Here is a 25561-nt window from a genome sequence, read left to right as displayed (position 1 = left end):
ATTCGGGAGGACGAGGCCTTCAACGGATCCTCTAACGGACCAGGCAAGGCCGCTTCGGATCGAAGGTCCACTCCGGAATGAGGTACTGCATCGACGTAGCGTCGTCGCGCGCGCCCAGACCGTACTCAAGGTAGAGCGCGTGCGCCTCGTCGAGGCGGGTACGGTCCAACTCGATGCCGAGGCCCGGAGCGTCCGGGACGCGGATCTCCCCGTTCCGGATCTGCAACGGATCCTTGGTGAGCCCCTGGCCGTCCTGCCAGATCCAGTGCGTGTCCAGTGCCGTGATCTCGCCCGGAGCTGCCGCACCCACGTGGGTGAACATTGCCAACGAGATGTCAAAGTGGTTGTTCGAGTGAGATCCCCAGGTGAGGCCGAACTCGTGGCACAGCTGCGCGACGCGAACCGAACCCGCCATGGTCCAGAAATGCGGGTCGGCCAGCGGGATATCGACGGCGTTGGTGCGCACCGCATGGGCCATCTCGCGCCAGTCCGTTGCAATCATGTTCGTTGCCGTCTGCAGCCCGGTGGCACGACGGAACTCGGCGACCACCTCGCGGCCGGAGAACTTGCCCTCCGCACCGCAGGGGTCCTCAGCGTAGGCAACAACACCCTGCATCCGCTTCCCGAGCCGGATGGCGTCCTCAAGCAGCCAACCGCCGTTCGGGTCGAGGGTGATGCGGGCTTCCGGGAAACGCTCCTTGAGCGCTGTGACTGCGTCCACCTCGAGGTCGCCGGCCTGGACGCCGCCCTTGAGCTTGAAGTCGGAAAACCCGTAGCGCGCCTGCGCAGCCTCGGCGAGACGAACCACAGCCTCAGGGGTCATGGCCTCCTCACGGCGGACGCGCTCCCAGTCGTCGGAGCCTTCCGGTTCCCGCAGGTATGGAAGGTCCGTCAGGTCCGGGTTGCCCACATAGAACAGGTAGCCCAGCATCGGCACGGCCATGCGCTGCTGCCCGTCACCGAGCAGCTCGGCCACAGGAACACCGAGGAACTGGCCGTGCAGGTCCAGCAGTGCCGACTCGATCGCGGTGACGGCGTGCACTGTGGTCCGCAGGTCGAAGGTCTGCAACCCGCGACCACCGGCGTCGCGGTCGGCGAACCGTGCCGCGACCTCACGCAGGAGGCTGCGGAACTGAGCCACCGGCTTACCCACGAGAAACTGGCCGGCTTCGTCGATGGTGGAGCGGATGGCCTCGCCGCCGGGCACCTCGCCCAGACCGGTACGTCCGTCGGAATCAGTGAGGATCGCGATATTACGGGTGAAGAAGGGACCGTGCGCTCCTGAAAGATTCAGCAGCATCGAGTCGTGGCCGGCGACCGGGACAACTTCGACGCCGGCGACAGTCGGCTGTGTGGTCACGCGTCCTCCCCCGTCGCTTTCACGGTGCCCTCTGCTTCACTGCCCGCTGTCGCCAGTTCGATGGCGCCGTCGATCCGGCGGTTAAGGTTCCAGGGATTCGCCTCCTGCAGAGGAGCAGGCAGCAGCGCATCCGGGATGTTCTGGTAGGCGACAGGGCGCAGGAAGCGCTCGATTGCCAGCGTGCCGACCGAGGTAGTCCGGGTGTCGGAGGTTGCGGGGAAGGGACCGCCGTGAACCATTGCGTGACCAACCTCGACGCCGGTGGGCCACCCGTTCACGAGAATACGGCCCACCTTCCGCTCCAGCACAGGAAGGACGCCGGCTGCGGTTTCGTGATCAGCCTCAGTGAGGTGCAGTGTGGCCGTCAGCTGGCCCTCCAAGCGCTTGGCCGCAGCCACGAGCTCTTCCGTGGAGGAATAACGCACTACGAGCGACGCGGCACCGAAGATCTCCTCGTGCAGCACGGGGTTGTTCAGGAAGGTCTCCGCCTGGGTACCGAACACAGCCGGCGCGGGAGCGTTCTCGGTGCTGCCCTTTGTGCCCTGTGCAACCAGCTCGACGCCCTCCTGGGAGCCGAGAGCCTCCACACCGGCGTTCCAGGAATCGGCGATTCCGCGGGTCAGCATGGTCTGTCCTGCGGAGGGCGCCAGCGCGGAATTCACTGCGGCGAGGAAGCTGTCACCGGCGTCGCCCGTCGGCACGAAGACCAGGCCGGGCGAGGTGCACAGCTGGCCGCTGGAACCCGTCACGGATGCGATGTAAGCCTTCGCCAGTCCATCGAGGTCGGATGACCGGAGCGCACCTTCGAAGAAGATGACCGGGTTGATCGAGCTCATTTCCGCGTAAACGGGAATGGGCTCGGGACGGGCTGCGGCGGTGGCCATGAGCGCCGTTCCTGCTCCCCGGGATCCAGTGAAACCAACAGCCTTGATGGCCGGGTCGGCGACCAGAGCCTGACCGATGCTCGAACCGGGACCGTAGATCAACGAGAACACGCCCGGGTGAAGTCCGGCGTCCTGCACGGCCTCGGTGATTGCACGACCGACGATCTCGCTGGTTCCGGGGTGCGCGTTGTGGGCTTTGAAGACGACGGGGCAGCCCGCGGCCAGGGCCGAAGCAGTGTCACCGCCGGCGGTGGAGAAGGCAAGCGGGAAGTTGCTCGCACCGAAAACGCCGACGGGGCCGAGGGGGACCTTGCGCTGACGGATGTCGGCACGCGGCATCGGAGTGCGTTCGGGGATCGCCGGATCGATGCGAACACCACGGTGATCGCCCTGACGAACCACTGCAGCGAAGAGGCGCAGCTGGCCGGTGGTACGGGCGAGCTCCCCGCGCAGGCGGGGCTCGGGCAACCCGGTCTCAAGCATCGCGCGGTCGACGATCTCGTCACCGGCAGCTTCGATCCGCTGGGCAATCCCGTCGAGGAAGGCTCCGTGCGTTTCCGGGTCGAGGGTACGGAAGGAATCGAAGGCTTCCTCGGCGGCGGCTGTGGCGGCCTTGAGCTGGGAGGAATCGATCAGGGAGTAGGCGGGCTCCAAAGTTTCATTGGTCGCCGGGTTGAACCCGTTGACGGTTCCCCCGTTCCCGGACAATGTCTCCCCGGCGATGATGGAGTGGCCCTGAAGGGTGGCGTGCTGTGTAGGCATGAGTGCTCCTTGCGGATCGATAACCGTCGTGTTTTCAGGCGTTGGAAAGTGCTGCAGAGGCGGGTCGGATACCCGCAGCGTCGATAAGGGCGCCGAGATCTGCGAGATCTGCCTCGGTCAGGTCCTGCAGCGGCGGGCGCACACCACCGGACGAGCGACCGATGACGGTGAGGCCTCCCTTGACGATGGAGACGCCATAACCGCGTACGCGGTCACGAATGTCCAGGTACGGGAGCACAAAACGCTGCAGCTTCTCGGTCACTGCTGCGTGGTCCTGTCGGCGGACGTCACCGTAGAACTCGAGGGCGAACTCGGGTACGAAGTTGTACAACGCCGACGAGTAGGTGCTCATTCCGAGCTGAAGCAGCGGAAGGGCAAAGGTCTCAGCGGTCGGCAGGCCGCCCAGGTAGAACAGTCGGTCGCCGTTCTTGGCGTACACCTTGGTCAGGTGCTCAATGTCGCCGATGGCGTCCTTGAAGCCGATGAAGTTCGGGTGCCGCTCGGCGAGCCGTGCAACGGTGTCCGCCGAGTAGATGGCATTGGCGCGGTTGTAGACGATCACGCCAATGTTCGTTGCGGCGCATACGGCGCTGACATGTGCGAGGAGACCGTCCTGATCGCATTCGGTCAGGTAGGGAGGAAGGAGCAGAAGGCCCTCGGCCCCGGCGGCCTCAGCATCCTGAGCGTTCTGTACAGCGTTCGCGGTGGAGCCACCGGCCGAGGCAAGGACGGGGACCTTGGCGCCGACTTCATCGACGGCGACCCGGATGACCTGCGCGGCTTCTGCCGGAGTCAGGCTGAAGCCCTCGCCTGTGCCACCGGCAGCGAACAGGCCGGCGACGTCGAAGCTGGTCTGCCACGACAGATGCTTGCGGTAGGTCTCTTCGTCGAAGGCCAGCTCCGGCGTGAACGCGGTCACCGGGAAGGACAGCAATCCGTCCTTGAGCTTCTGGGCAAGTTCTTGTGGTGCGTACTGGGCCACGGTGCATCTTCCTTAGGGCAGTCCGCCGCGGGGCGGGATGGGGTGCTCGATTGGTGGGTGTACTTCCAGAGTAGAAAGCCAATCGATGCGTGTCTAAGCCCACTTTTGTATGGATTGATGCTCGAAAGCTATCACCAGCATCTACTGCCCTTTCATCTGGATAATCTCGAGCAACCTCACGAGGGCGGGGTTACGTATCTCCCTACTCCAGATGGCATAGAGTTCGACGGCGTCCGGCTCGATGTCCGCCAGCCGCAGGTAGGACACGCCGGCGATCCCGAGCATCCTGGCCGACTCCGGCACGAACGCAACTCCCCTGCCCGCGGCAACAAGAGCCACCATGGTCACGATCTGACTCACCGTGTGGACAACGTTCCCATGCTCAACGGGTACGTTCCGCACGACGAGATCGTAGAAGTAACTGGCCTTGGTGGGTGAGTGCATGATCAGCGGGGCGCCCTTGAGGTCTGCCACTCTCAGCGAACGATTGAATCTGTCCAGGGGATGGCCCACAGGCACAGCGAGCTGAAGATCCTCGGTGAACAGCAGGTGGGATTGGAAGATGTCCTCATCGAACGCGGGCCGCGCAAGACCGAGGTCGAGGTCGCCGTCGATGATGGCTGCCACCTGCTCACCTGTGACGAGTTCCTGCAGCTCAACGTCGACGTCCGGTAGTCCCTCGGCAATCTCGGACAGCAGGGAACCCAGAATGCTGAATCCGGAAGCCGCAGTGAAGCCGACCCGAAGCTGGCCGGACATCCCCGATGCAATGCGTTGGGCAGTTTTGGGTGCACGCTCTGCGGCGACGACGATCTTACGGGCCTCGGCCAGGAAGGCGCGGCCCGCGGCTGTGAGGGAAACCTTTCGGTTGTCCCGCTCCAGAAGTTCGACGCCGACGCTCCGTTCCAGCTTCTGGATCTGCCGGCTCAGTGGAGGCTGGGTCATGTTCAGACGCTCCGCTGCCCGCCCGAAGTGCAGTTCCTCGGATACCGCGATGAAGCTACGAGCTTGATCCAGGGTGAACATTGATGCCTCGCAGGTATGACCGAGCCGTTCAGGCTATGACGTGCAACATCGTATCGCTGTGGGTACAGCTCCCCGGGCCGCATACCTGTGGACGGTTATTCCGGACGAGGGCTAGATGGGCGTGACCAGCGTTGAGTCCTGCAGGTAGCTGCGCAGGTTCTGAAGCGTCAGTTCAGCCATGGCCGCACGTGTCTCGCGGGTACCGCTTCCCACATGCGGCAGCAGGACGACATTTTCGAGTTGCCTCAGTTCGGCAGGAACATGCGGTTCGGACTCGAACACATCCAATCCCGCTCCTGCCAGGCGACCTTCGGAAAGCGCGGAGACCAGCGCCCGCTCATCGACAACGGTTCCGCGGGCGATATTGATCAGGAAACCACCCTGCCCCAGCTCAGCCAGGACCTCGGCGTCCACGAGGCCTACGGAGTCTGGTCCGCCCGCCGCAGCAATCACCAGAACCTCTACCGCCCCGGCCAGCTCGCTGGGCGACGGATGGTACGTGTAGTCCAGTCCCTCGACAGGTCGCCGGTTGTGGTAGTGGATTTCGCAGCCGAAGGCTTCGAGTCGCGCCGCGATTGCCTTGCCGATACGACCCAGTCCGAGAATGCCGACCTTCTTGCCGGAGGCTCTCGTCGTCAGTGGGTAGGACGAGCCGGACTCCCAACCGCCGCCTCGCACGAAGCGGTCGGCGGCGCTCGTCTGTCGCAACACGTCCAGGTAGAGGGCCAGGGCGGTGTCTGCCACGCATTCGGTCAGTACGTCCGGAGTATTACTGATGGAGATGCCGCGTTCCTTGGCTTGGGCGACGTCGGTGGCGTCGTAGCCCACGCCGAAGTTCACCACCACTTCGAGGTTCGGAAGTCTGCGCATGAGGTCCGAGTCCACACCATAGCGGCCGGAGCACACTGCAATGCGGATTCCCTCGGCGTAGTCGGCCAGAAAGGCGTCGCGCTGGGGACCATCCGGCAGGCGCAACGCACCAAACTCCTCGGCGAGCGCCGAGGCAACGGTCGGGTTTACCGGCCCTACCTGAAGGATGTGCTCGCCGTTGGCTGCGGGGGGATGCTCAGACTGCTCGGCTGTGTCGGTGGTCATGCAGTGACAGTAGGGAAACCGTTCATTCCGGTCCAACACGCAATTTGGATGGATCGATACCTCTGAGGCATGGATCCCTATTTCCCGCGTACTGGTGCGGTTCTGCGGTCCTGCACCGTCCATTTCCCTTCGTGGAGGGGCTCTTCACATAGGTATCACTGCTTGACGGCCCGTGATGCCAATCACATGCTGAGTCTGCCGGCTACGTTCGAGCACTCGCTCCGGTATTCATCACTCGCTCCTGCGGAGGAAACAATGACGTTTGAACCCACCTTCGGGTCCACTGACAAGACAGGCTCAACCAGGCGCCGTCTGGCCCTCGCCCTGACATCTGCAACAGTAGGCAGCACCATGCTGCTGAGCGGATGTGCGGTGGCCAACTCCGACAACGCCGAAGGAGACGCCAATGCAGCCTCGGATACCCTGCGGGTCGTCCTACAGCAGGAGCCGCCCACGCTGGAGCCCTGCGAATCGAACCTGACGAGCACCGGCGTCGTCGATCGCTCCACCATCACCGAGCCCCTGGTGGAACGCAACCCCAGCTCCGGTGAGCTTGAGCCGAAGCTGGCCACCGAGTGGAGCTCGGAGGATGACACCACCTGGACTTTCAAGCTGCGGGAAGGCGTGACCTTCCACGACGGCAGCGACTTCACCGCCGAGGATGCTGCGCACACCATCGAACGCGCCGTTAACTCAGAGCTCGGCTGCAACGTCGAGGGTTACGTGTTCGGTGATGACGACCTCACCGTCGAGGTTGTCGACGACACCACGCTGACGGTCACCACCGCCGGCGCCGACCCCATCCTGCCCCTGCGAATCTCCTTCCTGGAGGTCGTCCCGAGTGAGACCTCGGATACCGAGAAGGTCCGCGAGCCGATCGGCACCGGCCCATACAAGCTGGACGAGTGGCAGGCCGGCCAGAAGATCACAGTGTCGGCGTATGACGGCTACTGGGGTGAGAAGCCTGCCTTCCCCAAGGCTGAGTACCAGTGGCGTGACGAGGGCACGGTCCGCGCGGCGATGATTACGTCCGGCGAGGCAGATATCGCCATGGGCCTCGCCCCCGAGGACCAGATCGGCGACCTCGGCGTCCCCTACCCCAACAACGAAACAGTCGCGCTGCGCATGCACACCGACAAGCCGCCCTTTGACGACATCCGGGTACGTCAGGCTGTCAACTACGCAATCGACAAGGAAGGCATCGTGGCGAGCCTGTACGCAGGCAGGGAGAAGGTTGCAGCACAGCTGGTGCCCGAAGGCATCGTTGGCCACAACACCGGGCTTGAGGGCTGGCCGTTCGATCTGGAACAGGCGAAGTCCCTGGTCGAGGAAGCGAAGGCCGACGGCGTCGACACCAGTGCACCGATCAGCCTGATCGTCCGCAACGCACAGTTCCCGAAGATCGAGGAACTCGGCCAGGTGCTCCAGGAGCAGCTGACCCAGGCCGGGCTCAATGTCGAGTTGAAGCTGCTGGAAACCAGCCAGCACCTGCAGTACCAGGTCCGTCCGTTCGTCGAGGACGAAGGCGCCATCCTGCACATGACCCAGCACGGCAACCAGGCCGGTGACGCCGCCTTCACCGTGGGCCAGTACATGGAAACCGACGGCGCGCAAAGCGCATTCGGCACCCCTGAGTTGGACGCCATGATCGAAGAGGCGAACGCCGCTACCGGTGACGAACGCCAGAGTGCCTTCGAGGAAATCTTCGCCTACCAGAACGAAGAGATCGTCCAGTTCGCGCACATCATGCATCAGACCGGCATGATCGGGAAGGCCGAGAACATCAACTACGAGCCGAATTCGTCCACCGGCGACGAGCTTCGACTGGCCGAGATCAAGCCTGCTCAGTAGCGCCCAATCCGAAGAGTGGAATAGGAGAGGGAGCCATGCTGACCTATCTCAGGAAACGAATCGTTTCCAGTGCACTGCCGCTGGTGGTCGTCGTCATCGGAGTCTTCGCCCTGGCGAGAATGACCGGCAACCCGGCGAGCCTGTACCTGCCGCTGAATGCAACCGAGCAGATGCGGGAGGACTTCGCTACCCGAAACGGCCTCGACCAACCGCTGTGGGCCCAGATGGTCGATTACTTCGGCGGAGTCCTGCAACTGGACTTCGGCACCTCCCTCCGGACGGGAGAGTCCGCGGCCGCCATGGCGCTGCGGGCTTTCCCGGCCACTCTCCAGCTGGCCTTGACCACAATGATCCTGGCCATCGTCCTGGCCGTCATTGTCGGCAGCTGGGCAGCGCTCAAGCCCAACGGCATAGCGGACCGTATCGCCAGCTTCGTGTCTATGGCCGCGGCGTCGATCCCGGACTTCTGGTTGGCGATCGTCGGCATCTGGATCTTCGCAATCAGCCTCGGTTGGTTGCCCACCTCCGGCGTCGGCAGTTCGGCGTCCTGGATACTGCCCATAGCTACGCTGATGATGCGCCCCTTCGGAGCGCTCGTTCAGGTAGTCCGCGGCGCGATGGTCTCCGCCCTGTCCGAGCCCTACATCAAACTGGCCCGCAGCAAGGGAGCGTCGCAGAAGAGGGTGATCACGCGGCATGCCCTGCGCAACGCGGCCGCCCCGGCCTTGACTGTGGCCGGCGACCTGACGGTCGGTCTGATCAACGGCGCCGTCGTCGTCGAAACCATTTTCGGCTGGCCCGGAATCGGAAAGCTGATGATCGACTCGATCCTGCAGCGCGACTTTGCGGTCCTGCAGGCTGCGGTCCTGCTGACCGCGATCGCCATCTTCGTGCTGAACATCCTGATCGATCTGGCCTATGCGCTGCTTGACCCTCGAGTCCGCCCAGCGAGCGCGAGGTTCCGGCGGAAGAGAACACCCGAGAAGCCGGTCACCCCCGCTGATCCAACACCAACCGCGACCGCCCAGGCCTAGGAGAATCCGATGATCGATACTTCGCACACCGGGCCCGGTCCCGACGGCGGCCGGCAGGCCAAGCGCAGGCCCACGGCCGCCAAGAACAACCACCCGAGCATGCTGCGCATGCTGCTGCGCGACAAATTCGCTTCCGTGGGTGCCGTCATCCTGTTGATCGTGCTGGCTACGGCAGTCTTCGGGCCGATGCTGATGGGGGAACTGGCCACGCGCCAGAACCTGTTGTTCGCCAACAAGGCTCCGTTCGTCCCGGCCAACGGTTGGGAGTACATCCTCGGCTCAGACTCGTTGGGACGTTCCGTTCTGGCCCGGCTGGTTGTCGCGACGAGGACCACCATGCTGGTCGCGATTCCCGCCGTGGCTGTCGCCCTGCTGATCGGTTCGCTGTGGGGTATCTGGGCGGGATATCACCGGGGCTGGCGGGAGAACGTCTCAATGCGCATTGCCGATGTGATCATGAGCTTCCCCTCGCTGCTGCTGGCCGTCGTCGTGCTCTATGTCTTCAACCCCTCCATCGCTAACATCGTCCTGATCCTGGCGCTAACCCGAATCCCGATCTACCTCAGGACCGCCCGGGCGGAATCGGCTGAGCTGCAGAGCCGAACCTTCGTCGACGCGGCACGGACCTTCGGTGCAAAGCCGAACGCGATCATCCGTCGCCACGTCATTCCGGTGGTCACTCCCACCCTGCTCACGCTGGCCACGCTCGAGTTCTGCTACGTGATGCTTGCCGAGTCGTCGTTGTCCTTCCTGGGCATCGGCATCCAACCGCCGGATGTCAGCTGGGGCCTGATGGTGGCCCAGGGCCGGCAGTACCTGCAGACGGCCTGGTGGCTGTCCATCTTCCCGGGCGTTGCCATCGTGATCACCGCGATCGCAGCCAACATGCTCGCCGCCTGGCTGCGCATCGCAACCGATCCGGGACAGCGCTGGCGGCTTGCACTGCCGGGACGTAGAAAATTCGTGACCCGCCTTGCTGCCAAGGAGTCCAAGTGACCATGACTGAAACTACACAAGCAGTCCCCCCATCCGAGAATTCCCATCCCGTAGTGCTGCGGGTGGAAGGACTCGACGTTGACATCCGCACCCCCTTCGGAACTGTGCGGGCCGTCAGTTCGGCCGGATTCGTTGCCCGGGCTGGACAGACCCTGGCACTGCTCGGTGAATCAGGCTGCGGCAAGTCGATGACCGCCAAGGCCATTGCCGGACTTTTGGACCCCGTGGCGCACGTCGCGGGAGGCTCCATGCAGTTGGAAGGCAAGGAACTTGCCGGCATGGGCGCCAAGCAGCGGCGCAAGATCGCCGGTGCTGAGCTGGGCATTGTGTTCCAGGACGCTCTCACGGCATTGAACCCGGTCTACCCGGTGGGAGTGCAGATCGGTGAATCGTTCAGGATTCACCGCGGTCTCTCCGCCGCCGATGCGCGGAAGGAGGCTATCGCGCTGATGGAGCGGGTGGGCATCCCCCGGCCGGAGTCGCGAGTCGATTCTTACCCGCACCAGTTCTCGGGCGGCATGCGCCAGCGCATCCTCATTGCGACGGCGGTAGCGCTCAGTCCTCGCTTGCTCATCGCGGATGAGCCGACGACGGCGCTCGACGTCACCGTGCAGGCACAGATCATGGACCTGCTGCGCCGATTGCGCGAAGAAGAGGACATGGCAGTTGTGCTCATCACCCACGATCTGGCCGTGGTCGCCGAGGAAGCCGACACCGTCTGCGTCATGTACGCGGGCAACGTGGTGGAATCTGGTGCAGTGGAGGAAGTTTTCGCGAACCCTCGTCACCCATACACGAAGGGCTTGCTCGAGTCTGTTCCTACCGACGCGGAACGCGGTGCCACGCTCTCCTCGATCCCGGGAAGTCCGCCCGAACTGAAGAACATCCCACCGGGCTGCGTCTACCAGGATCGTTGCCCGCTGGCCCGGGAGATCTGCCGCGCCGAACGGCCCGCTCTTCGTGAAACCGGCCCCGGCCGCGCCGCAGCGTGCCATTTCTCGGAGCTCCTCGATTCCCGGATACCCCTACAGGAGACCAAGTCATGACCGCACAGCTTGAGCGGACACACGAACACGGCACCACTGCCCTTGAGGTCCGCGACGTCACCAAGATCTTCCACGTTCCCGGCAGCGGTTCAGGCAGCAACGAGCTGAGGGCGCTGGACGGCATCAACCTCTCCGTCGGCCGCGGTGAAACGCTTGGTCTGGTGGGCGAGTCCGGCTGTGGGAAGTCCACCCTGGCGCGGACACTGATGCTGCTCGAAAAGCCCGACGGCGGCACCGTGACTTTCGATGGCAAGGACCCGTTCAGCCTTCGAGGCAAAGAGCTGCTGGCCTGGCGCCGCCGGGTCCAGATGGTGTTCCAGGACCCCTTCGCATCACTGAATGCACGGATGACGGCCGGCGACATCATCGCTGAGCCGTGGGCCACGCACCGCGATCTGTTCCGCTCGCCGCGGGAACGTGAGGCTCGCCTGCATGAGCTGTTGGAACTCGTCGGCCTGCGGGTCTCCGATGCGAAGAAGTCTCCGCAGGAATTCTCCGGCGGGCAGCGTCAGCGGATCGGCATTGCCCGCGCGCTTGCCCTGAATCCTGAGCTGGTCATTCTGGACGAACCGGTATCGGCTTTGGACCTGTCGGTACAGGCGCAGGTCCTGAACCTGCTCAATGAGCTGCAGGACAAACTCGGTGTCAGCTATATCTTCATCTCCCACGATCTGTCAGTGGTACGCCACGTCACCGACCGGGTCGCTGTCATGTATCTGGGCAGGATCATCGAAACGGGCATTACCAGCGATGTCTTCGAACGACCGCTGCATCCGTACACCGCAGCGCTGATGTCGGCGTCGCCCAAGTTGAACCCCGCGGACCGTCCCGCCGAGCGGATCGTCCTCAGGGGAGAGCTCCCGTCCCCGTTGGATCCGCCGTCGGGCTGCCGTTTCCGTACCCGCTGCTGGAAGGCACAGGACATCTGTGCCCGCGAGGCGCCGCCGGCACAGACTGCGGCGGATGCCGGGCGGGTGTCCCTTGGCCTGCCGCAGCGGCGGACAGGCACCGACGCCCTGCACGCTGCCGAGTGCCATTTTCCCCTTGCTGACACAGCCGAAGCTGGACTGACGCCTGCCCCGGCCGGTAAGTGAGTCCTGCGGATTATGTGATCCTGGCGGTGGCGGTCTGTGCCGCCACCGCCATCCAGGGATCCATAGGCTTCGGCGCCGGCCTGATCGCCGCTCCAGTCATCGCCCTCATTGCTCCGGATCTGCTGCCGGCGCTGGTAGTCCTCCTGGCGTGCCTGGCGACCCTGTTGGTGACCATCCGCGACCGGGCTTCGCTCGACCTTCGGGGCGCGGCGTGGGCGCTCGTCGGCAGGATTCCTGGAAGTGTTCTCGGGGCGTGGCTGGCCGTCGCCATGTCCACGGCCGCCCTGTCCTGGCTGGTTGCAGCCAGCGTCCTGATCGGCGTCGGGTCGGCCTACCTGGGCTGGCGCCCGGCTCCCACCCGCCCGGCTCTGATCACCGCAGGCGGCCTCTCCGGCATCATGGGCACTGCAACCGCGATCGGCGGAGCGCCGATGGCCATTGTCTGGCAGGGCCAGCCACCGGCCCGCCTGCGCGCAACCATGAGCGCCTTTTTCCTCGTCGGGTCGATCGTGTCGGTCCTTCTGCTCACTGTGGCCGGCGCCGTGACCACGACAACCCTGACTGCTTTCCTCTGGCTCGCACCGGTCGTGCTCCTGGGCTTTGCAGTTTCACGGCTACTCAACCGGTTTCTGGACGCCAGGCGGCTGCGGCGTGTAGCACTGGCGGCCGCTTCCGGCGGGGCCGTGCTTCTGATCGTCCGTCTCGCGGTCGGCGGCTGATCCTGGGCTAACGGACCCGATTGCTCAAGGCTTGGCCCTGAGCCAGCCGGTTCACGTTCTCGGCGATGTCATCGGCTCGCAGTTCGAATGTGGAGCGCGCGTGCCCCGAGTAGTGCGGCGTGGCCAGGACGTTGGGAAGGTCCGCGAAAGGGAAATCCGCGGGCGGGGTGCGTCCGCTCTCCGGAGCGCCCCACCATACGTCGATTGCGGCGCCTCCGATGCTGCCATCCCTCAGAGCCGCGTACAGCGCGGACTGGTCTACCACCGGGCCGCGCGCGACGTTGATCAGCAGTGCATCCTCCCGCATCGCCGCCAGTTCGGCAGATCCGATCATCCCCTCAGTCGCGGGCGAGAGCGGAACGGTGATGACAACGACGTCGGACTCCGCCAGCAGGCGCGGCAGTTCCGAGATTCCCCCTACCCAGCGCGGGCAGGTGCCGTCCGGCACAGGGACGTCCGGGCGGTTGCGAACCGCCACCACCTCCATTCCCACAGCATGGGCCAGGCTCGCGGTAGCACTGCCGATTCCGCCGAATCCCACGAGGCCAAGCGTCATGGTGTCCAGTGTGCGGTGCAACGGCACATGCCCATCAGTGGCGATGGTCCGCCAGGTCCCGTGCCGCAACTCACCGCTGACACTTGGAAGCCTGCGGGTGAGCGCGAGGATACACATGAGCACGTGCTCCGCGATGGGCCGTTCGTGGTGGAAGGTGTTCGTGACCGCCGTCTCCGCCGGCAGAGCGCCGACAGCAACCCGGTCGAGTCCCGCACCGGTGACCTGAACCAGGCGAGCGCCGCAGGCTGCGGCCTGCCGGGAGTCCAGCCGTGAACAAACAACGACGTCGGCGGTGGTCATTGCGGGAAGGCTTTCCTCCGGAGCCGCATCAGCTACGAAATGCCAGCGGTGATCCGGTGCACCAGTCATCAATCTGTCGGCGAAGCGCGAGATGATCGGGTCAGTGACCACCACGTCCAATACGGGAAGGCGCTGAAGCTGGTTGCACTCCCCCGCTTCGGTCGTCACCACCGCGGGCTCTTGAACTCGTACCCGGGGTGGATCCGCCGCATGTACCCGGTGTCGTCGCGTTCGGTGAGGCCGCTGTCCAGGTACTGCCGGTGCAGCCGTTCCAGGGCATCCGGGTCAAGTTCCACGCCGAGGCCGGGCGCCGTCGGCACAGCAACCGCGCCGTCCTCGAACGAGAGGGATCCGGGAAGGACGACGTCCTCGTCGTCACGTTTCCACGGCCAGTGTGTGTCACACGCATAATCCAGATTCGGAGTAGCCGAAGCGAGGTGCACCATCGCCGCGAGGCTGATGCCGAGATGCGAGTTGGAGTGCATGGAGAGCCCCAGTCCGAAAGTCTCCGCGATTCCAGCCAGGGCCTGTGACCGGCGCAGCCCGCCCCAGAAATGGTGGTCCGACAGCACGACGTCAACGGCTCCGGCCGCAACCGCCGGAGGAACGTCATTAAAGCTGACTACGCACATATTGGTGGCGAGCGGCAGGTCTACACCGCGGCGGACCTCGGCCATGCCTTCGATTCCGGGAGTGGGGTCTTCGAGATACTCAAGGACGCCCTCCAATCTTCGACCTATCCGGACTGACGTCTCCACGGTCCACGCGCCGTTGGGGTCGATGCGCAGCGGCATATCGGGGAATTCAGCGCGGAGTGCCTCGATAGCGGCGGCTTCCTCGTCCGGGGCAAACACTCCGCCTTTGAGCTTGAGTGCACCGAACCGGTAGTCGGCCACCATGCGCTGTGCCTGCGCAACGATGCCGTCGGCATCCAGCGCCGGACCCCAGCCGTCGTCGGACTGTCCTGGATGCCCCGCCCACTTGTAGAACAGGTAGCCGCTGAACGGGACAGTATCGCGGACTGCACCTCCCAGCAGTGCACTGACCGGTAATCCGAGGGCTTTGCCCTGGATATCGAGTGCAGCAACGTCGAACGGGGAAAGCACTCGGTCCGCTGTGGAGGAGCCGGTGACCATACCGCTCATCCCGTGGCCGCCCTGCGTCTTGTCGGTTGCCAGCGCTCGGGTGATCCGGATGCGAAGGTCGTTGATATTGAAAGGATCAGCTCCGGTGACCGCTGCTGCGGCCCTACTGAGACGGGCCAGGTGGCCAGCGTCGCCATAGGTCTCACCAAGACCGGTGATACCGGCGTCGGTATGTACTTGGAGGATCGCCCTCAGCGCGAAGGGTTCGTGGACACCCACCGTATTGAGGAGTGGCGGATCGACGAAGGCAACCGGCGTGACCGTCACACCTGTGATGGTCATCTGACCGGTGTGTGTGGAGATGTGCTGAAGCTGGGTTTCTGGAGAGGCCGACATAGGGGTCCTTTCAGAGCGGCCGTGAATTCCTCTCACGCTAGACGGCAGCATTCATGCTGTCCAAGCTAAAATGTGCACGAAACCATGCAAGGAGTGAATCCATGTTCTCCCTGATTCAGCTGGAGTCGTTCGTTGCAGTTGCTGAGGAGTTGCACTTCGGCGCTGCCGCCGCACGCCTCAATATGACCCAGCCTCCACTTAGCCGGCAGATTCAGCTGCTTGAGCGGGAACTCGACGCGCAGTTGTTCGAGCGCAGCAGCAGGAAAGTTGAGCTGACGGCCGCCGGGAAGGTCCTACTGCCCGCTGCCCGTAGCGTGCTCGACCTCTGCAACAAGACATCTCTCGAAGTTCGGCGCGTGTCCTCGGGCGATGCCGGCACGATTGTGATTGGCTACACCGCAATCGCGGGTCAGGTAGCCCTGCCTGGAATCCTTCGGAAGGCCGGAGCGCACATGGCTGGAGTCTCCTTTGTCCTACGTGAAGCGGTCTCAGTCGACCAGTTGGACTCGATCACGAGGGGATCGATAGATATTGGACTGCTTCGCCCCATCGTCGCCCGTCCCGGCGTGGTTACCCGTCCTTTTCTGGAAGACCGACTGGTGGCGGCGTTGCCGGAGGGCCATGAACTCGCGACGGGTAACGGAGTCTCCCTGAAGCAGCTGGACGGGCTTCCGCTCATGATGTATTCCACCGCCGAAGCCCGTTACTTCTACGACCTGGTGATGCGGCTCTATGAGAGTGCATCGATCCACCCCAAAGTCACTCAGTTTGCCAGTCAGGTGCCCGCCCTACTCGCTTTCGTGGCAGCGGGACTGGGAGTCACTCTGGTGCCGGCATCCTCGAAGGAGTTTGCCCCCTCCGGGGTGCAGTTCGAGGAGCTCCGAGGTCAGGCCGGCCTTGCTGATCTGAACCGGGCAGACTTGCACGTGGCCTGGGGCGAGTCCAGCACCAACCCCGCGGTGCTCCGGCTGCTACGGGTAATTCTTGAGGATTCGGACCAGGAGACCCGGGCGGACGCCTAGGGCATCTCCCATCTCGCCCTCCTGAAGTTGATGCTCTGGGAGCATCACTCCATGCATTAGTGGGCTTGGACATGCATCACTGCCCCTCCGTAAAGTCTTCTCAGGGTCGGGACGTGAGTGCCATCACATCCCGCACAAACCCCACTGAGTCGAACATCGCCGTTCCTGAATGAGGAGTACCAACTCGTGAAAGCATCCTTTACCCGCCGCGTGCTGACCGCAACCACTGCAGCTGTCGGTGTACTTGCCCTGTCGGCCTGCGGTGGAAACGTCGGCGGCGGCAGCGCTGAATCCACCGAAGAATTCCCCAGCGGCCCCGTCACCATCACCGTTGGTCAGGACGCCGGTGGTTCTACTGACCGGATCGCCCGCGCTATGGCCGAAGGCATGGCAGAAGACCTCGGGGTTGCAGTACCGGTGGTCAATAAGGCCGGCGCCAATGGCGCCCTGGCTACACAGGAAGTCGCCGGCATGGAGCCGGACGGACAGAACCTTATTCTCCTGAACGCATCTCTGATCACCATTACGCCGCTCGCCGTCGGCGAAGATGAAGCCGTGAACCTCGACAACCTCGATGTGATCGCGGGGCTTTCCCAGGATGACTACGTACTCGTCGCCAGCAAGGAGTCCGGCTATGAGTCGCTCGAGGACATCAAGGGAGCCAGCGGCAACCTGAACTTCGGCACGACCGGCGTCGGCACCGGCTCCCAGCTCGCGCAGGCAGTACTGTTCGCGCAGGCTGAGATCGAGGGAACCGCTGTACCTTTCGATTCGGGATCACCGGCCCTGACCGCCGTCATGGGCAACCAGGTCGACGTCGCTACCATCCAGCTCGGCGAGGCTCTCCCGCAGATCGAAGCCGGCACCGTTACCCCCATCGTCACGTTCGCCAAGGAGCGCAGCGAGTTCCTGTCTGACGTACCCACCGCTATCGAAGAGGGCTACGAGGTTCCGGTCTCGCAGTACCGCGCCCTCGCCGCACCAAAGGGATTGTCGGAGGACGCAAAGGCCCGTCTGGTGGAGTCCGTCGAGGCAACCCAGGGCACCGAGGCTTACCAGACCTTCAACGAGGAGAACATCCTCGCGCCGTGGGAAGTCTCCGGTGAAGAGGTCGTCGAAGAGTGGAACGCCCTCGCTGAGCAGTACAAGGCGCTGGTAGAGGAATACGACATCTCGCTCGCAGGCGAGTAATAGGTCATCCTGCCCGGTCGAGAACATCAGTCGAAATGAGCACTGCCATGAATCGGAAGCGTGACGATCAGGCCCACACGGCCCCGACGGATTTCGAAAGCGCCATCGATCTGCCGGACCTGACGCCGGAAGAACTAGCCGCCGAATGGGCGGCCGACGCTGCGCCGCCTTCCGGTGCAATCGCCAATCTGGCCGCCTCACTGGTGGCGGCCGGCGTCGGCGTTGCAGGCATGCTGATCGCTCTTGGTCTCGGCCTCGGGACGCCCGGGCAGCCACGCCCCGGCACATGGCCGTTCATCATCAGCCTGATCATCGCCGTCCTCGCCCTCGCGCAGCTGGTTATCGGCCGCCGCGGGGGCCTGGACGGCGAGAAGTTCTCGCCCCTGTCCCGCATGGCAGGCTTTGGCTTCGTGACCCTGCTGGGCATGGTCTGGCTGATGCCGGTCATCGGCTTCGAGATTCCGGCACTGCTCCTGTGCTTCATCTGGATGAAGTTCCTCGGCGGTGAAACCTGGCGGGCGGCAACGCTCTATTCGGTGCTCGTCGTCGTTGCCTTCTACGCCATCTTCATCCTGGGTCTGGGGACATCGATCCCCCACCTGCTCTAAGCGCCACCAGGCACAAAGGATTCGCCATGGAATTTTTGAACCCGGTCCTCGACGGTTTCGGCGTCGTACTGGTCCCGCAAAACCTTCTCTACTGCCTGATGGGCGTGGTCATTGGCATGCTCATCGGCGTGCTGCCGGGCCTCGGGCCCGCAGCCACCATAGCCATACTGCTCCCGCTGACCTATGGCATTGAGCCCGTGACCGCGATCATCATGCTTGCCGGCATCTTCTACGGCGCGCAGTACGGCGGCACGATCACCTCAGTCCTGTTGCGCCTGCCCGGTGAGGCAAGCTCGGTAGTCACCGTGTTCGACGGCTATGTTCTGGCCAAGCAGGGCCGGGCCGGCACCGCTCTGGGCATCGCGGCCATAGGCTCATTCATCGGCGGCACTGTCGCCATCATCGGCCTCACTTTCCTCGCTCCCCTGGTTGCAAGCTTCGCACTCGACTTCGGCCCACCGGAGTACACCGCACTGGCGCTCGTGGGTATCCTGCTGGTCTCAACCATCAGCGGCGGAACCAAGATCAAGGCGCTCATCGCCGCCGCCGTCGGGCTTCTGTTGGCGACTGTGGGCCGCGATGTCTTCACCGGTGCTGAACGGTTCACCTTCGGCAACCTGAGCCTTGCGGACGGCATCGACTTCGTCCCCATCGCGATGGGTCTCTTCGGCGTCGGCGAGATCCTGTACAACCTCGAAGAGCGCCACCGCGCGGCAAGCGCACCAGCCAAGGTCGCGAATGTCTGGCCTTCCCGCAAGGACCTCCGTCAGTCCTCCGGAGCGATCGCCCGCGGTTCTGTCCTCGGGTTCTTCCTCGGCATCCTGCCCGGCGGCGGTGCGACGATCTCCTCGATGGTTTCCTACGCTGTCGAGAAGAAGCGCGCCAAGCGGCCGGGACGGTTCGGAAAGGGTGCGGTGGAAGGCGTCGCCGGCCCCGAAACCGCCAACAACGCCGCGGCCACGAGCTCTTTCATTCCACTGCTGACCCTGGGCATTCCGGCCAACGCCACCATGGCAATCATCTTCGGAGCGCTGCTCATCCAGGGCGTCACCCCCGGTCCGCAGCTGATTTCCGAGGACCCGGAACTGTTCTGGGGCGTCGTGAACTCGATGTACATCGGCAACATCCTGCTGCTGATCATGTCCATTCCGCTCGTCGGCCTGTTCGTTAAAATCCTGCGGGTGCGGGGGGCCATCCTGGCGCCCATTACTGCGCTCATCACCATCCTCGGCGCTTTCACCATCCGCAACTCCATGTTTGACGTCCTGCTCGTGGTGCTCTTCGGCGCACTCGGCTACCTCATGAAGAAGTTTGGCTTCGAGCCCGGTCCCCTGGTGCTGGCGTTTGTACTGGGTGAGCTGCTGGAGTCGAACCTGCGCCGTTCGCTTCTCGTTCTTGAAGGCGACGTCTCCGGATTCTTCACCCGTCCCATTACAGCCGTGCTGCTGGCGATCTTCGTCCTCGTAGCAGTGGGCCCCATGATCCAGTCCGCTCTGGCAAAGCGCCAGCAGCGCCACAACGCCCGCGTCAGCGCCGATTCCTAGGAGAAGTTATGAGCATCATGGTTGGCTACGTTCCCACCCCCGTCGGTGAGGCGGCTGTTGCAGCAGCCATCAGCGAAGCGAAACTCCGCCAGGAGGAGCTCCTGATCGTGAACTCCGTGCGCGAAGGTTCGCGCGTGGACAAGTCCGTGGCGAGCGATGAGGACCTGCAGCGCCTGCAGGCAACCGCCGACGACGCCGGCATCCCCTCACGCGTGCTGCGCCCCTCCCACAGGGACGACCTCGCGGAAGAGATCCTGGAGCTTGCCACAGAGCACAACGTCTCCCTGATCGTCATCGGACTCCGTCAACGGTCACAGGTGGGCAAGTTCATCATGGGCTCACACGCCCAGCGGATCCTCCTGCAGGCCGACCGCCCGGTTCTTGCCGTCAAGCCTTCCGCACAGGACTAGTACTACGCCAGCAGATTCAGCTCGCGGAGCTTTGCCTCAACCTCGGGATTGGTCGGCTCGACCTGGTGGGCGCCGTCGGGGTACACCACCACCGGGATGTTCGTCCGGCCAGAGATCTTCCGGGCGTCCTCCGCCGCATCCGGGGTGTCGACCAGGTTGATGTACTGGTAGTCGATGCCGAGCTCGTCGAGCTGTCGCTTGGTCCGGATGCAGTCGCGGCACCAGTCAGCACCGTACATGCGGATAATCTCTGGGTTCGCAGTCATGCAACAATCCTACGTCCGGCGCTTGAACTGCTCTCGGGAGATTGTGCCCTCCAGCCGGTCACGCGAGTTGGCCAGGTGCAGGCGCATGGCCGCTGCGGCTGTGAACGGATCCTTCGCCGCAATGGCGTTGCGCACGGCAGCATGCTCAAGGGCGACGCGTCGCAGCCGCTCGGGCCGCCCGCCGTCGTCGGCTGGTTCCAAACGCTCCGGAGGCATGGCGATCATCGCCGGGCCCAGGGACAGCAGCGCGTCGACGAAGTAGAAGTTCCCACTGGCCTCCGCCACTGCCCGGTGGAACGCGAAGTCGCAGGAGACCGCCGTGGCCGCGTGGTTTCCGGCCGCGTCGAAGGCGGCAAGGGCATCATCCAGGGCAGCAACAGCTCCCGCCCCGGCGTTGGTCGCGGCAAGCGCGGCGGCCTCGCTCTCGACGCCGGTGCGGAACGCCAGTAGCGCACGCCGCTCCTCGAGAGTACGAGGCCGGCGCATGCCACCGGCTGGTTCCTCATCAGCCGACGGCGGCGTCAGGGCGAAGCTGCCGCTCCCCCGACGCGTGTGCACCAGCCCCTCGGCCTGCAAGCGGGACACCGCCTCGCGGACAACGGTGCGGCTGACGCCGAACTCGCTGATCAGCGCGCTTTCGCTGGGCAGCTTCTCGCCGGAGGGAATGGTGCCGTCGACGATACGACGGCGGAGGCTGTCGACAAGTGAGACGGCCAGCGTTTGTTTCATGCTCTTAATGCTGGCACGGCGATGACAGCGTGAGGCCGGTACGCACGCCTCAGCGCGTGCCGAATTCGACGGTGTCCGTGGTCCACGCCCGTGCCTGGTCACTGAACGTGACGCCGAGGCCGGGGCGGTCCGGAACGATCATGCGGCCCTCGCGGGTCTCAAGGCGTTCGTTGAACAGCGGGTCGAGCCAGTCGAAGTGCTCCACCCAGGGCTCCCTGGGGTAAGCCGCGGCGAGGTGGAGGTGGATTTCCATGGCGAAGTGCGGCGCGAGGTCCAGACCGGCCTGGTCCGCGAGCGTGGCGAGGCGGAGGAACTGGGTGATGCCGCCGACGCGCGGGGCGTCAGGCTGGATGATGTCGCAGGCGCGAGTGGCGATGAGGCGCTCGTGCTCGGCAACCGAGGCGAGCATCTCACCCGTGGCGATGGGCGTATCAAGTGCCAATGCCAGCGCGGCGTGCCCCTCGGCGTCGTACGCGTCGAGGGGTTCCTCAATCCAGACGAGGTCGAACTGCTCAAGCTTGCGGCCCATGCGCAGTGCGGTGGCTCGGTCCCACTGCTGGTTCGCGTCCACCATGAGGGGCACATCCGGGCCGATGTGTTCCCGAACGGCTGCCACACGGCGCAGGTCCTCAGCCGAATCGGGCAGGCCCACCTTGATTTTGATGCCCCCGATGCCCTCGGCCAGGGACTGGGTTGCGCGCTCCTTCACCTCGTCGATCGAGGCGTTGAGGAAGCCGCCGGAGGTGTTGTAGGTGCGCACGGAGTCCCGGTAAGCGCCGAGCAGCTTGGCCAGCGGAAGGTCCGCCCGCTTGGCCTTCAGGTCATACAGCGCGATGTCGAGCGCGGCGAGCGCCTGCGTGGCGACACCGGAGCGGCCCACCGAAGCACCGGCCCACAGCAACTTGTTATACAGCTTCGCAATATCGTTGGGGTCCTCGCCGATCATAGCCTGGGCCACTTCTCGTGCGTGGGCGTACTGCGCCGGACCGCCTGCCCGCTTGGAGTAGGAGAATCCGAGGCCGGAAACTCCCTGCTCCGTCACGATCTCGGCGAAGAGGAACGCCACTTCGGTCATCGGTTTCTGGCGGCCGGTGAAAACCTTCGCATCGGAGATCGGCGTAGCCAGCGGCAGCGTTGCCGTCGAGAGCTTGACGTGGCGGATTGCGTCGGGGGAATAAGTCATCGCGGAACCTTCGGGAGAGCGAACTGGATAACTTATCGTATAACTTGCTTACTTATCATACAAGCTACTCGGCTTCGACGATCTCCTCGTTCGCCGCAAACCGGCGGTTGCGCAGCACCGGCAGGAACTCCCGCACTTCTTCGATGCGCTTCCTGTTGACGTCCGTGGTGACAACGCCCTGCGGCTCGTCATTGAGGAAGACCTGCGGAACCCCCATCGGGTCCAGGATCGCCGAGTGTCCGATGGTGTGCGACGACGACGTTCCCGCAGCCGCAATCCACACGGTGTTCTCGATCGCCCGAGCACGCAGGAGCGTCTCCCAGTGCTCGATCTTGTGGTCCCCCTTGAACCAGGAGGCCGGCACCAGCACGACGTCGGCGCCACGGTCCGCGAGGGCCCTCGCCTGTTCCGGGAAACGGAGGTCGTAACAGGTCATCAGCCCGACCCTCAGGTCCCCCACCGGCACCACGGTGATGCCCCCGTCGCCCGGTTTGATCCGCTGCGACTCCTGATAGCTGAAGGCGTCATACAGGTGCAGTTTCCGGTACGTGTCCACGATTCTGCCGGTGGCGTCGATGAGCACCAGGGAGTTGTACGGCCGCTCCTCGCCGCTGGACTCATAGCCACCGGCGACGACGGCGATGTTGAGTTCTGCAGCCAGAAAGGACAGCTGCTGGACAAAGACGGACCATCCGGCAGCCACCGCTTCGGCGAGGACACCCTCGACCTTCCCGACGGCGAACATCGACTCTTCGGGGAAGACGATCAATTCGGAGCCCTCAGCAGCAGCCTCGCGCGCGAGCTCCCGCATGGTCACAACGTTGGCAGCGACGTCGCCGCCCGGCCTGAACTGTCCAACACTGACCTTCATCACGCGGCCCTTTCGAGTAGGAACTGGGGCTGCTTCAAGGGTACAGAAGAGTAGCGTGGCGCCCATGGGTATCAACAGGGTGAAGCGTGAGCAGCCGGAGCGGGGCCAGGAGTCGGTGTGGGATCACCCGCGCCCACCACGCGTCGAGACGTATCCGGGCGTCGTCATCGAATTCGGTGGGCGCGAGATTGCCCGGTCCAGCGGCGCGCTGCGGGTGTTGGAGACGAGCCACCCACCCGGCTTCTACCTCCCGGCAGCCGATCTCGCGCCGGACAGTCTGCGGCCCGTGGAGGGAACCACCTGGTGTGAATTCAAGGGTGAGGCCACCTATTACGACGTCGTTGCCGGCTCCGCACGCGCCGAACGCGCCGCGTGGACCTACCCCAACCCGACGGCCGGCTACGAACGGCTGGCCGGCACGGTCGCCGTCTATCCCGGCAGGATGGACCGCTGCCTTGTTGACGGCGAGGAGGTTCAGGCGCAGCCCGGCGACTTCTACGGCGGGTGGATCACTTCCAGGGTGGTGGGCCCGTTCAAGGGAGCACCGGGTACCTGGGGCTGGTAGGGCTCAGAACTGCGGGTGCCACACCTCGGTGGCATTACCGTGCACCGCAAGGGCAGTCCGCCACCGGTCGAACACGGAGCACGGGTGCGAAATGCCCAGGTCCACGAGATCCCCGACGCGTAGGTCACCGGCGTCCTCCACCACAGCGTGGTGGTCGAAAAGCCGAACGACGACGCCGGTCGGCTCCCCGAGCGTGATGCCGTCCCGGTGGTGCGCGGTGAGTCTGGGCAGGCCGGCGTCGTACGCCAGCTCCCGTTTACCCGCTCCCAGGATTGCCCGCCCCTCCTCCGGCACCGAAACGACGACGGTGCGCACCACCGCAGCGGCGCGCAGGCCCCGCAGCGGCGAGACTTCCGCATACGTACCCGAGTCATGGATGACATAGCAGCCCGAGTGAAGGACATTCACAGACCCTTCTGGCAAAAACTGCGCCGCGCGGTCCTGGAACGCCGAGCCGCCCACCGAGTAGACGGGTTGTTCGACGTCGAACCCGCCGCGAAGTCCGGCAAAGATTCGCACCGCCGCCTCACAGTGCGCGTCGATCGCTGCAAGATTCTCGGGTGTGCGGAGGTTCGGCGCGATTCCCTCGTAGGCGCTGACACCGGCGAAGAGGAGTCCGGGTGCCTTCCGTATCGCTGCGGCCAGGACCGAAGCATCCGCAGCATTCCGAATGCCGGTGCGGCCGCCGGCCACTCCGACGTCGAGCAGTACATGGAGGGGTCGTTCCGCGTCCTCGAAGCCCCGGCTCAGGGCGGCGACGCCTGCGTGGGAGTCGGCGAGGCAGTACAGGCTGACCGAAGGGTTCCGCTCCAGGAGCCGGCGCAGCTCGGAAACCAGCGGCGGGAAGACCACCTCGTTGGCGATCAGGATTCGCCGTGCTCCCCAGGCGACAGCGTGAGCCGCCTGCGCCGGCGTTGCCACCGTTACTCCCCAGGACCCGGGAAGCTGCCGCTGGACTATCTCACGCGTCATCGTCGTCTTGATGTGGGGTGCGAGCACCATCGAGTGCTCAGCCGCCCACTGCTCCTTGAGGGCAATATTGGCGTCGATGGCATCGACATCGAGCAGCAGTTGCGGGAGGCTTAAGAGAGAAATATCCGCATTGAAGTTCTGCATTGCCGCCATTCCGGCATCCTACCGTCCAGCTTCCGCCCAGCGAGCGTCAAGCCGTCGCACATAGGTCGCTGCTAGAGTCTCAGGTCGGTAATCAACAGTAGGAGTGTCTGTGAAGAAGAAGTGGCTGATGAGTGCGGTTCTGGCGGGTTCGCTGGCGTTCGCCACCGGCTGCGCCGGCAACACCGAGGCTGAGCCTGCCCCGAGTGAGAGCGCGGCAAGCACCCCGGCGGAAGCGCCGACGCCCGATCTTGAGGGAGTGCCCGACGTCGTCGCCACCGTGAATGGCGTGGACATCACCAAGGAGGAGTTCAGCACCTCCTATGAGGGCGCGTTCCAGCAAATGGCCATGCAGTCCCAGATGACGGGGCAGGAGGTCGACCAGGAGCAGCTCAAGACCCAGACCCTCGACAACCTCATCGGCAACAAACTCCTCATTCAGGAAGCCGACAAGCGTGAAATCGAGGCGAGCGAGGAGGATATCACGGCGACAACCGACGAGTTGGTCGCGTCAAACCAGTTCGCCTCGGCTGATGAGCTCTTCGCTGCCCTTGAGGAGCAGGGCATTGCGAAGGAAGAGGCCACGGAGCAGATCAAGCAGCAGGTTCGCCTTGATGCGCTTCTCGCCGAGGAAGGAGCAGACGCCGCTCCCTCCGAAGAGGAATTGAAGGCAGCGTATGAGGAAGCCAAAGCCTCAGGCGCCGCCGCGCAGCAGGGCGGCGAGCTTCCGCCGTATGAGGAGTTGAAGCCGCAGCTTGAACAGCAGGTCAAGCAGCAGAAGAAATCCGACGTGGCAGTCGCCCTGGTGGAAGAGCTTCGGGAAAGCGCCGACGTCGTCAACAATCTGTAGACAGCAAGCTAAACAAGAAACGG

25 protein-coding genes are annotated in these 25561 nt (G+C 64.4%); 13 read left to right on the top strand and 12 right to left on the bottom strand.

Annotation, left to right across the window (positions count from 1 at the left end):
• Positions 1-31 precede the first annotated feature (31 nt).
• The 5 genes from M1D74_RS01400 to M1D74_RS01380 all read right to left on the bottom strand — a co-directional run bounded on the left by M1D74_RS01400 (position 32) and on the right by M1D74_RS01380 (position 6109).
• Entirely contained in the window at positions 32-1360 is a 1329-nt protein-coding gene (locus tag M1D74_RS01400) for an enolase C-terminal domain-like protein (protein WP_309071562.1), read from the bottom strand.
• Positions 1357-3006 carry an aldehyde dehydrogenase (NADP(+)) gene (locus M1D74_RS01395; RefSeq protein ID WP_458116235.1) on the bottom strand — a complete coding sequence of 550 codons (1650 nt, stop codon included), beginning with the start codon at positions 3004-3006 and terminating at the stop codon, positions 1357-1359. Before M1D74_RS01395 ends, M1D74_RS01400 begins: the two co-directional genes overlap by 4 nt.
• Positions 3007-3040: 34 nt before the next feature.
• On the bottom strand, positions 3041-3988 hold the full coding sequence (kdgD, locus tag M1D74_RS01390; RefSeq protein ID WP_309071564.1) for a 5-dehydro-4-deoxyglucarate dehydratase: 948 nt from the start codon (positions 3986-3988) through the stop codon (positions 3041-3043).
• Positions 3989-4129: 141 nt separating this feature from the next.
• The gene (locus tag M1D74_RS01385; protein WP_309071565.1) at positions 4130-5014 is read right to left on the bottom strand and encodes a LysR family transcriptional regulator; all 885 of its coding nucleotides are present in this window, start codon (positions 5012-5014) and stop codon (positions 4130-4132) included.
• 111 nt (positions 5015-5125) lie between these two features.
• The gene (locus tag M1D74_RS01380) at positions 5126-6109 is read right to left on the bottom strand and encodes a 2-hydroxyacid dehydrogenase (RefSeq protein WP_309071566.1); all 984 of its coding nucleotides are present in this window, start codon (positions 6107-6109) and stop codon (positions 5126-5128) included.
• Between the two features lie 255 nt (positions 6110-6364).
• Between M1D74_RS01380 and M1D74_RS01375 the strand changes: the two genes are divergently transcribed.
• From M1D74_RS01375 to M1D74_RS01350, 6 genes are read left to right on the top strand one after another with little or no spacing between them, the layout of a single operon-like run.
• On the top strand, positions 6365-7960 hold the full coding sequence (locus M1D74_RS01375) for an ABC transporter substrate-binding protein (protein ID WP_309071567.1): 1596 nt from the start codon (positions 6365-6367) through the stop codon (positions 7958-7960).
• A gap of 35 nt (positions 7961-7995) precedes the next feature.
• The gene (locus M1D74_RS01370) at positions 7996-8994 is read left to right on the top strand and encodes an ABC transporter permease (RefSeq protein ID WP_458116234.1); all 999 of its coding nucleotides are present in this window, start codon (positions 7996-7998) and stop codon (positions 8992-8994) included.
• 9 nt (positions 8995-9003) lie between these two features.
• Positions 9004-9990 (top strand): ABC transporter permease, encoded by a 987-nt coding sequence (locus M1D74_RS01365; protein ID WP_458116233.1) that lies wholly within the window; start codon positions 9004-9006, stop codon positions 9988-9990.
• Between the two features lie 2 nt (positions 9991-9992).
• On the top strand, positions 9993-11036 hold the full coding sequence (locus M1D74_RS01360; protein WP_458116232.1) for an ABC transporter ATP-binding protein: 1044 nt from the start codon (positions 9993-9995) through the stop codon (positions 11034-11036).
• Positions 11033-12130 carry an ABC transporter ATP-binding protein gene (locus M1D74_RS01355; protein WP_309124257.1) on the top strand — a complete coding sequence of 366 codons (1098 nt, stop codon included), beginning with the start codon at positions 11033-11035 and terminating at the stop codon, positions 12128-12130. Before M1D74_RS01360 ends, M1D74_RS01355 begins: the two co-directional genes overlap by 4 nt.
• A complete protein-coding gene (locus M1D74_RS01350) occupies positions 12127-12849 on the top strand; it encodes a sulfite exporter TauE/SafE family protein (protein WP_458116231.1) in 723 nt (240 codons plus the stop codon). Before M1D74_RS01355 ends, M1D74_RS01350 begins: the two co-directional genes overlap by 4 nt.
• A 7-nt stretch (positions 12850-12856) precedes the next feature.
• Here the strand turns inward: M1D74_RS01350 and M1D74_RS01345 are convergent, their stop codons facing one another.
• Together M1D74_RS01345 and M1D74_RS01340 are read right to left on the bottom strand one after the other, a co-directional pair.
• Complete coding sequence (locus M1D74_RS01345) at positions 12857-13876, bottom strand: 2-hydroxyacid dehydrogenase (protein ID WP_458116230.1); 1020 nt, start codon at positions 13874-13876, stop codon at positions 12857-12859.
• The gene (locus M1D74_RS01340; RefSeq protein ID WP_309124254.1) at positions 13870-15186 is read right to left on the bottom strand and encodes an enolase C-terminal domain-like protein; all 1317 of its coding nucleotides are present in this window, start codon (positions 15184-15186) and stop codon (positions 13870-13872) included. Before M1D74_RS01340 ends, M1D74_RS01345 begins: the two co-directional genes overlap by 7 nt.
• A gap of 101 nt (positions 15187-15287) precedes the next feature.
• Here M1D74_RS01340 and M1D74_RS01335 point away from each other — a divergent pair, with 101 nt between their 5' ends.
• The 5 genes from M1D74_RS01335 to M1D74_RS01315 all read left to right on the top strand — a co-directional run bounded on the left by M1D74_RS01335 (position 15288) and on the right by M1D74_RS01315 (position 19961).
• Positions 15288-16208 (top strand): LysR family transcriptional regulator, encoded by a 921-nt coding sequence (locus tag M1D74_RS01335; protein ID WP_458116229.1) that lies wholly within the window; start codon positions 15288-15290, stop codon positions 16206-16208.
• Between the two features lie 186 nt (positions 16209-16394).
• A complete protein-coding gene (locus tag M1D74_RS01330) occupies positions 16395-17399 on the top strand; it encodes a tripartite tricarboxylate transporter substrate binding protein (RefSeq protein WP_309070729.1) in 1005 nt (334 codons plus the stop codon).
• Positions 17400-17446: 47 nt separating this feature from the next.
• Positions 17447-18007 (top strand): tripartite tricarboxylate transporter TctB family protein, encoded by a 561-nt coding sequence (locus tag M1D74_RS01325; RefSeq protein WP_458116228.1) that lies wholly within the window; start codon positions 17447-17449, stop codon positions 18005-18007.
• A 26-nt stretch (positions 18008-18033) separates the two neighbouring features.
• A complete protein-coding gene (locus M1D74_RS01320; RefSeq protein WP_458116227.1) occupies positions 18034-19551 on the top strand; it encodes a tripartite tricarboxylate transporter permease in 1518 nt (505 codons plus the stop codon).
• 8 nt (positions 19552-19559) lie between these two features.
• Complete coding sequence (locus M1D74_RS01315; RefSeq protein WP_309070726.1) at positions 19560-19961, top strand: universal stress protein; 402 nt, start codon at positions 19560-19562, stop codon at positions 19959-19961.
• Between the two features lie 2 nt (positions 19962-19963).
• On the opposite strand, the gene M1D74_RS01310 is transcribed toward M1D74_RS01315, so the two are convergent.
• The 4 genes from M1D74_RS01310 to M1D74_RS01295 form a co-directional block, all read right to left on the bottom strand.
• On the bottom strand, positions 19964-20227 hold the full coding sequence (locus M1D74_RS01310) for a glutaredoxin family protein (protein ID WP_309070725.1): 264 nt from the start codon (positions 20225-20227) through the stop codon (positions 19964-19966).
• Between the two features lie 9 nt (positions 20228-20236).
• Entirely contained in the window at positions 20237-20956 is a 720-nt protein-coding gene (locus M1D74_RS01305; RefSeq protein ID WP_309070724.1) for a FadR/GntR family transcriptional regulator, read from the bottom strand.
• Positions 20957-21005: 49 nt separating this feature from the next.
• Positions 21006-22139, bottom strand: coding sequence for an L-talarate/galactarate dehydratase (locus M1D74_RS01300; protein WP_458116226.1), 1134 nt, complete (start codon positions 22137-22139; stop codon positions 21006-21008).
• 64 nt (positions 22140-22203) lie between these two features.
• Positions 22204-23010, bottom strand: coding sequence for a carbon-nitrogen hydrolase family protein (locus tag M1D74_RS01295; protein WP_458116225.1), 807 nt, complete (start codon positions 23008-23010; stop codon positions 22204-22206).
• 64 nt (positions 23011-23074) lie between these two features.
• Here M1D74_RS01295 and M1D74_RS01290 point away from each other — a divergent pair, with 64 nt between their 5' ends.
• Positions 23075-23575 carry a DUF427 domain-containing protein gene (locus M1D74_RS01290; RefSeq protein ID WP_458116224.1) on the top strand — a complete coding sequence of 167 codons (501 nt, stop codon included), beginning with the start codon at positions 23075-23077 and terminating at the stop codon, positions 23573-23575.
• 3 nt (positions 23576-23578) lie between these two features.
• Here M1D74_RS01290 and M1D74_RS01285 read toward each other — a convergent pair whose 3' ends face one another.
• On the bottom strand, positions 23579-24700 hold the full coding sequence (locus tag M1D74_RS01285; RefSeq protein WP_458116223.1) for an alanine racemase: 1122 nt from the start codon (positions 24698-24700) through the stop codon (positions 23579-23581).
• Between the two features lie 100 nt (positions 24701-24800).
• Here M1D74_RS01285 and M1D74_RS01280 point away from each other — a divergent pair, with 100 nt between their 5' ends.
• Positions 24801-25538 (top strand): SurA N-terminal domain-containing protein, encoded by a 738-nt coding sequence (locus M1D74_RS01280; protein WP_309070719.1) that lies wholly within the window; start codon positions 24801-24803, stop codon positions 25536-25538.
• Positions 25539-25561 lie beyond the last annotated feature (23 nt).

This window comes from Arthrobacter sp. D2-10 (assembly GCF_054161285.1).
This window is presented reverse-complemented; position numbering and strand designations above follow the sequence as displayed.

Excerpts from the sequence above, each read along its gene's own strand:
- M1D74_RS01395 (WP_458116235.1), bottom strand. The coding sequence starts at position 3,006 with ATGCCTACACAGCACGCCACCCTTCAGGGCCACTCCATCATCGCCGGG.
- M1D74_RS01385 (WP_309071565.1), bottom strand. The coding sequence starts at position 5,014 with ATGTTCACCCTGGATCAAGCTCGTAGCTTCATCGCGGTATCCGAGGAA.
- M1D74_RS01380 (WP_309071566.1), bottom strand. The coding sequence starts at position 6,109 with ATGACCACCGACACAGCCGAGCAGTCTGAGCATCCCCCCGCAGCCAAC.
- M1D74_RS01375 (WP_309071567.1), top strand. The coding sequence starts at position 6,365 with ATGACGTTTGAACCCACCTTCGGGTCCACTGACAAGACAGGCTCAACC.
- M1D74_RS01370 (WP_458116234.1), top strand. The coding sequence starts at position 7,996 with ATGCTGACCTATCTCAGGAAACGAATCGTTTCCAGTGCACTGCCGCTG.
- M1D74_RS01365 (WP_458116233.1), top strand. The coding sequence starts at position 9,004 with ATGATCGATACTTCGCACACCGGGCCCGGTCCCGACGGCGGCCGGCAG.
- M1D74_RS01360 (WP_458116232.1), top strand. The coding sequence starts at position 9,993 with ATGACTGAAACTACACAAGCAGTCCCCCCATCCGAGAATTCCCATCCC.
- M1D74_RS01355 (WP_309124257.1), top strand. The coding sequence starts at position 11,033 with ATGACCGCACAGCTTGAGCGGACACACGAACACGGCACCACTGCCCTT.
- M1D74_RS01340 (WP_309124254.1), bottom strand. The coding sequence starts at position 15,186 with ATGTCGGCCTCTCCAGAAACCCAGCTTCAGCACATCTCCACACACACC.
- M1D74_RS01335 (WP_458116229.1), top strand. The coding sequence starts at position 15,288 with ATGTTCTCCCTGATTCAGCTGGAGTCGTTCGTTGCAGTTGCTGAGGAG.
- M1D74_RS01325 (WP_458116228.1), top strand. The coding sequence starts at position 17,447 with ATGAATCGGAAGCGTGACGATCAGGCCCACACGGCCCCGACGGATTTC.
- M1D74_RS01320 (WP_458116227.1), top strand. The coding sequence starts at position 18,034 with ATGGAATTTTTGAACCCGGTCCTCGACGGTTTCGGCGTCGTACTGGTC.
- M1D74_RS01315 (WP_309070726.1), top strand. The coding sequence starts at position 19,560 with ATGAGCATCATGGTTGGCTACGTTCCCACCCCCGTCGGTGAGGCGGCT.
- M1D74_RS01310 (WP_309070725.1), bottom strand. The coding sequence starts at position 20,227 with ATGACTGCGAACCCAGAGATTATCCGCATGTACGGTGCTGACTGGTGC.
- M1D74_RS01305 (WP_309070724.1), bottom strand. The coding sequence starts at position 20,956 with ATGAAACAAACGCTGGCCGTCTCACTTGTCGACAGCCTCCGCCGTCGT.
- M1D74_RS01300 (WP_458116226.1), bottom strand. The coding sequence starts at position 22,139 with ATGACTTATTCCCCCGACGCAATCCGCCACGTCAAGCTCTCGACGGCA.
- M1D74_RS01295 (WP_458116225.1), bottom strand. The coding sequence starts at position 23,010 with ATGAAGGTCAGTGTTGGACAGTTCAGGCCGGGCGGCGACGTCGCTGCC.
- M1D74_RS01290 (WP_458116224.1), top strand. The coding sequence starts at position 23,075 with ATGGGTATCAACAGGGTGAAGCGTGAGCAGCCGGAGCGGGGCCAGGAG.
- M1D74_RS01285 (WP_458116223.1), bottom strand. The coding sequence starts at position 24,700 with ATGGCGGCAATGCAGAACTTCAATGCGGATATTTCTCTCTTAAGCCTC.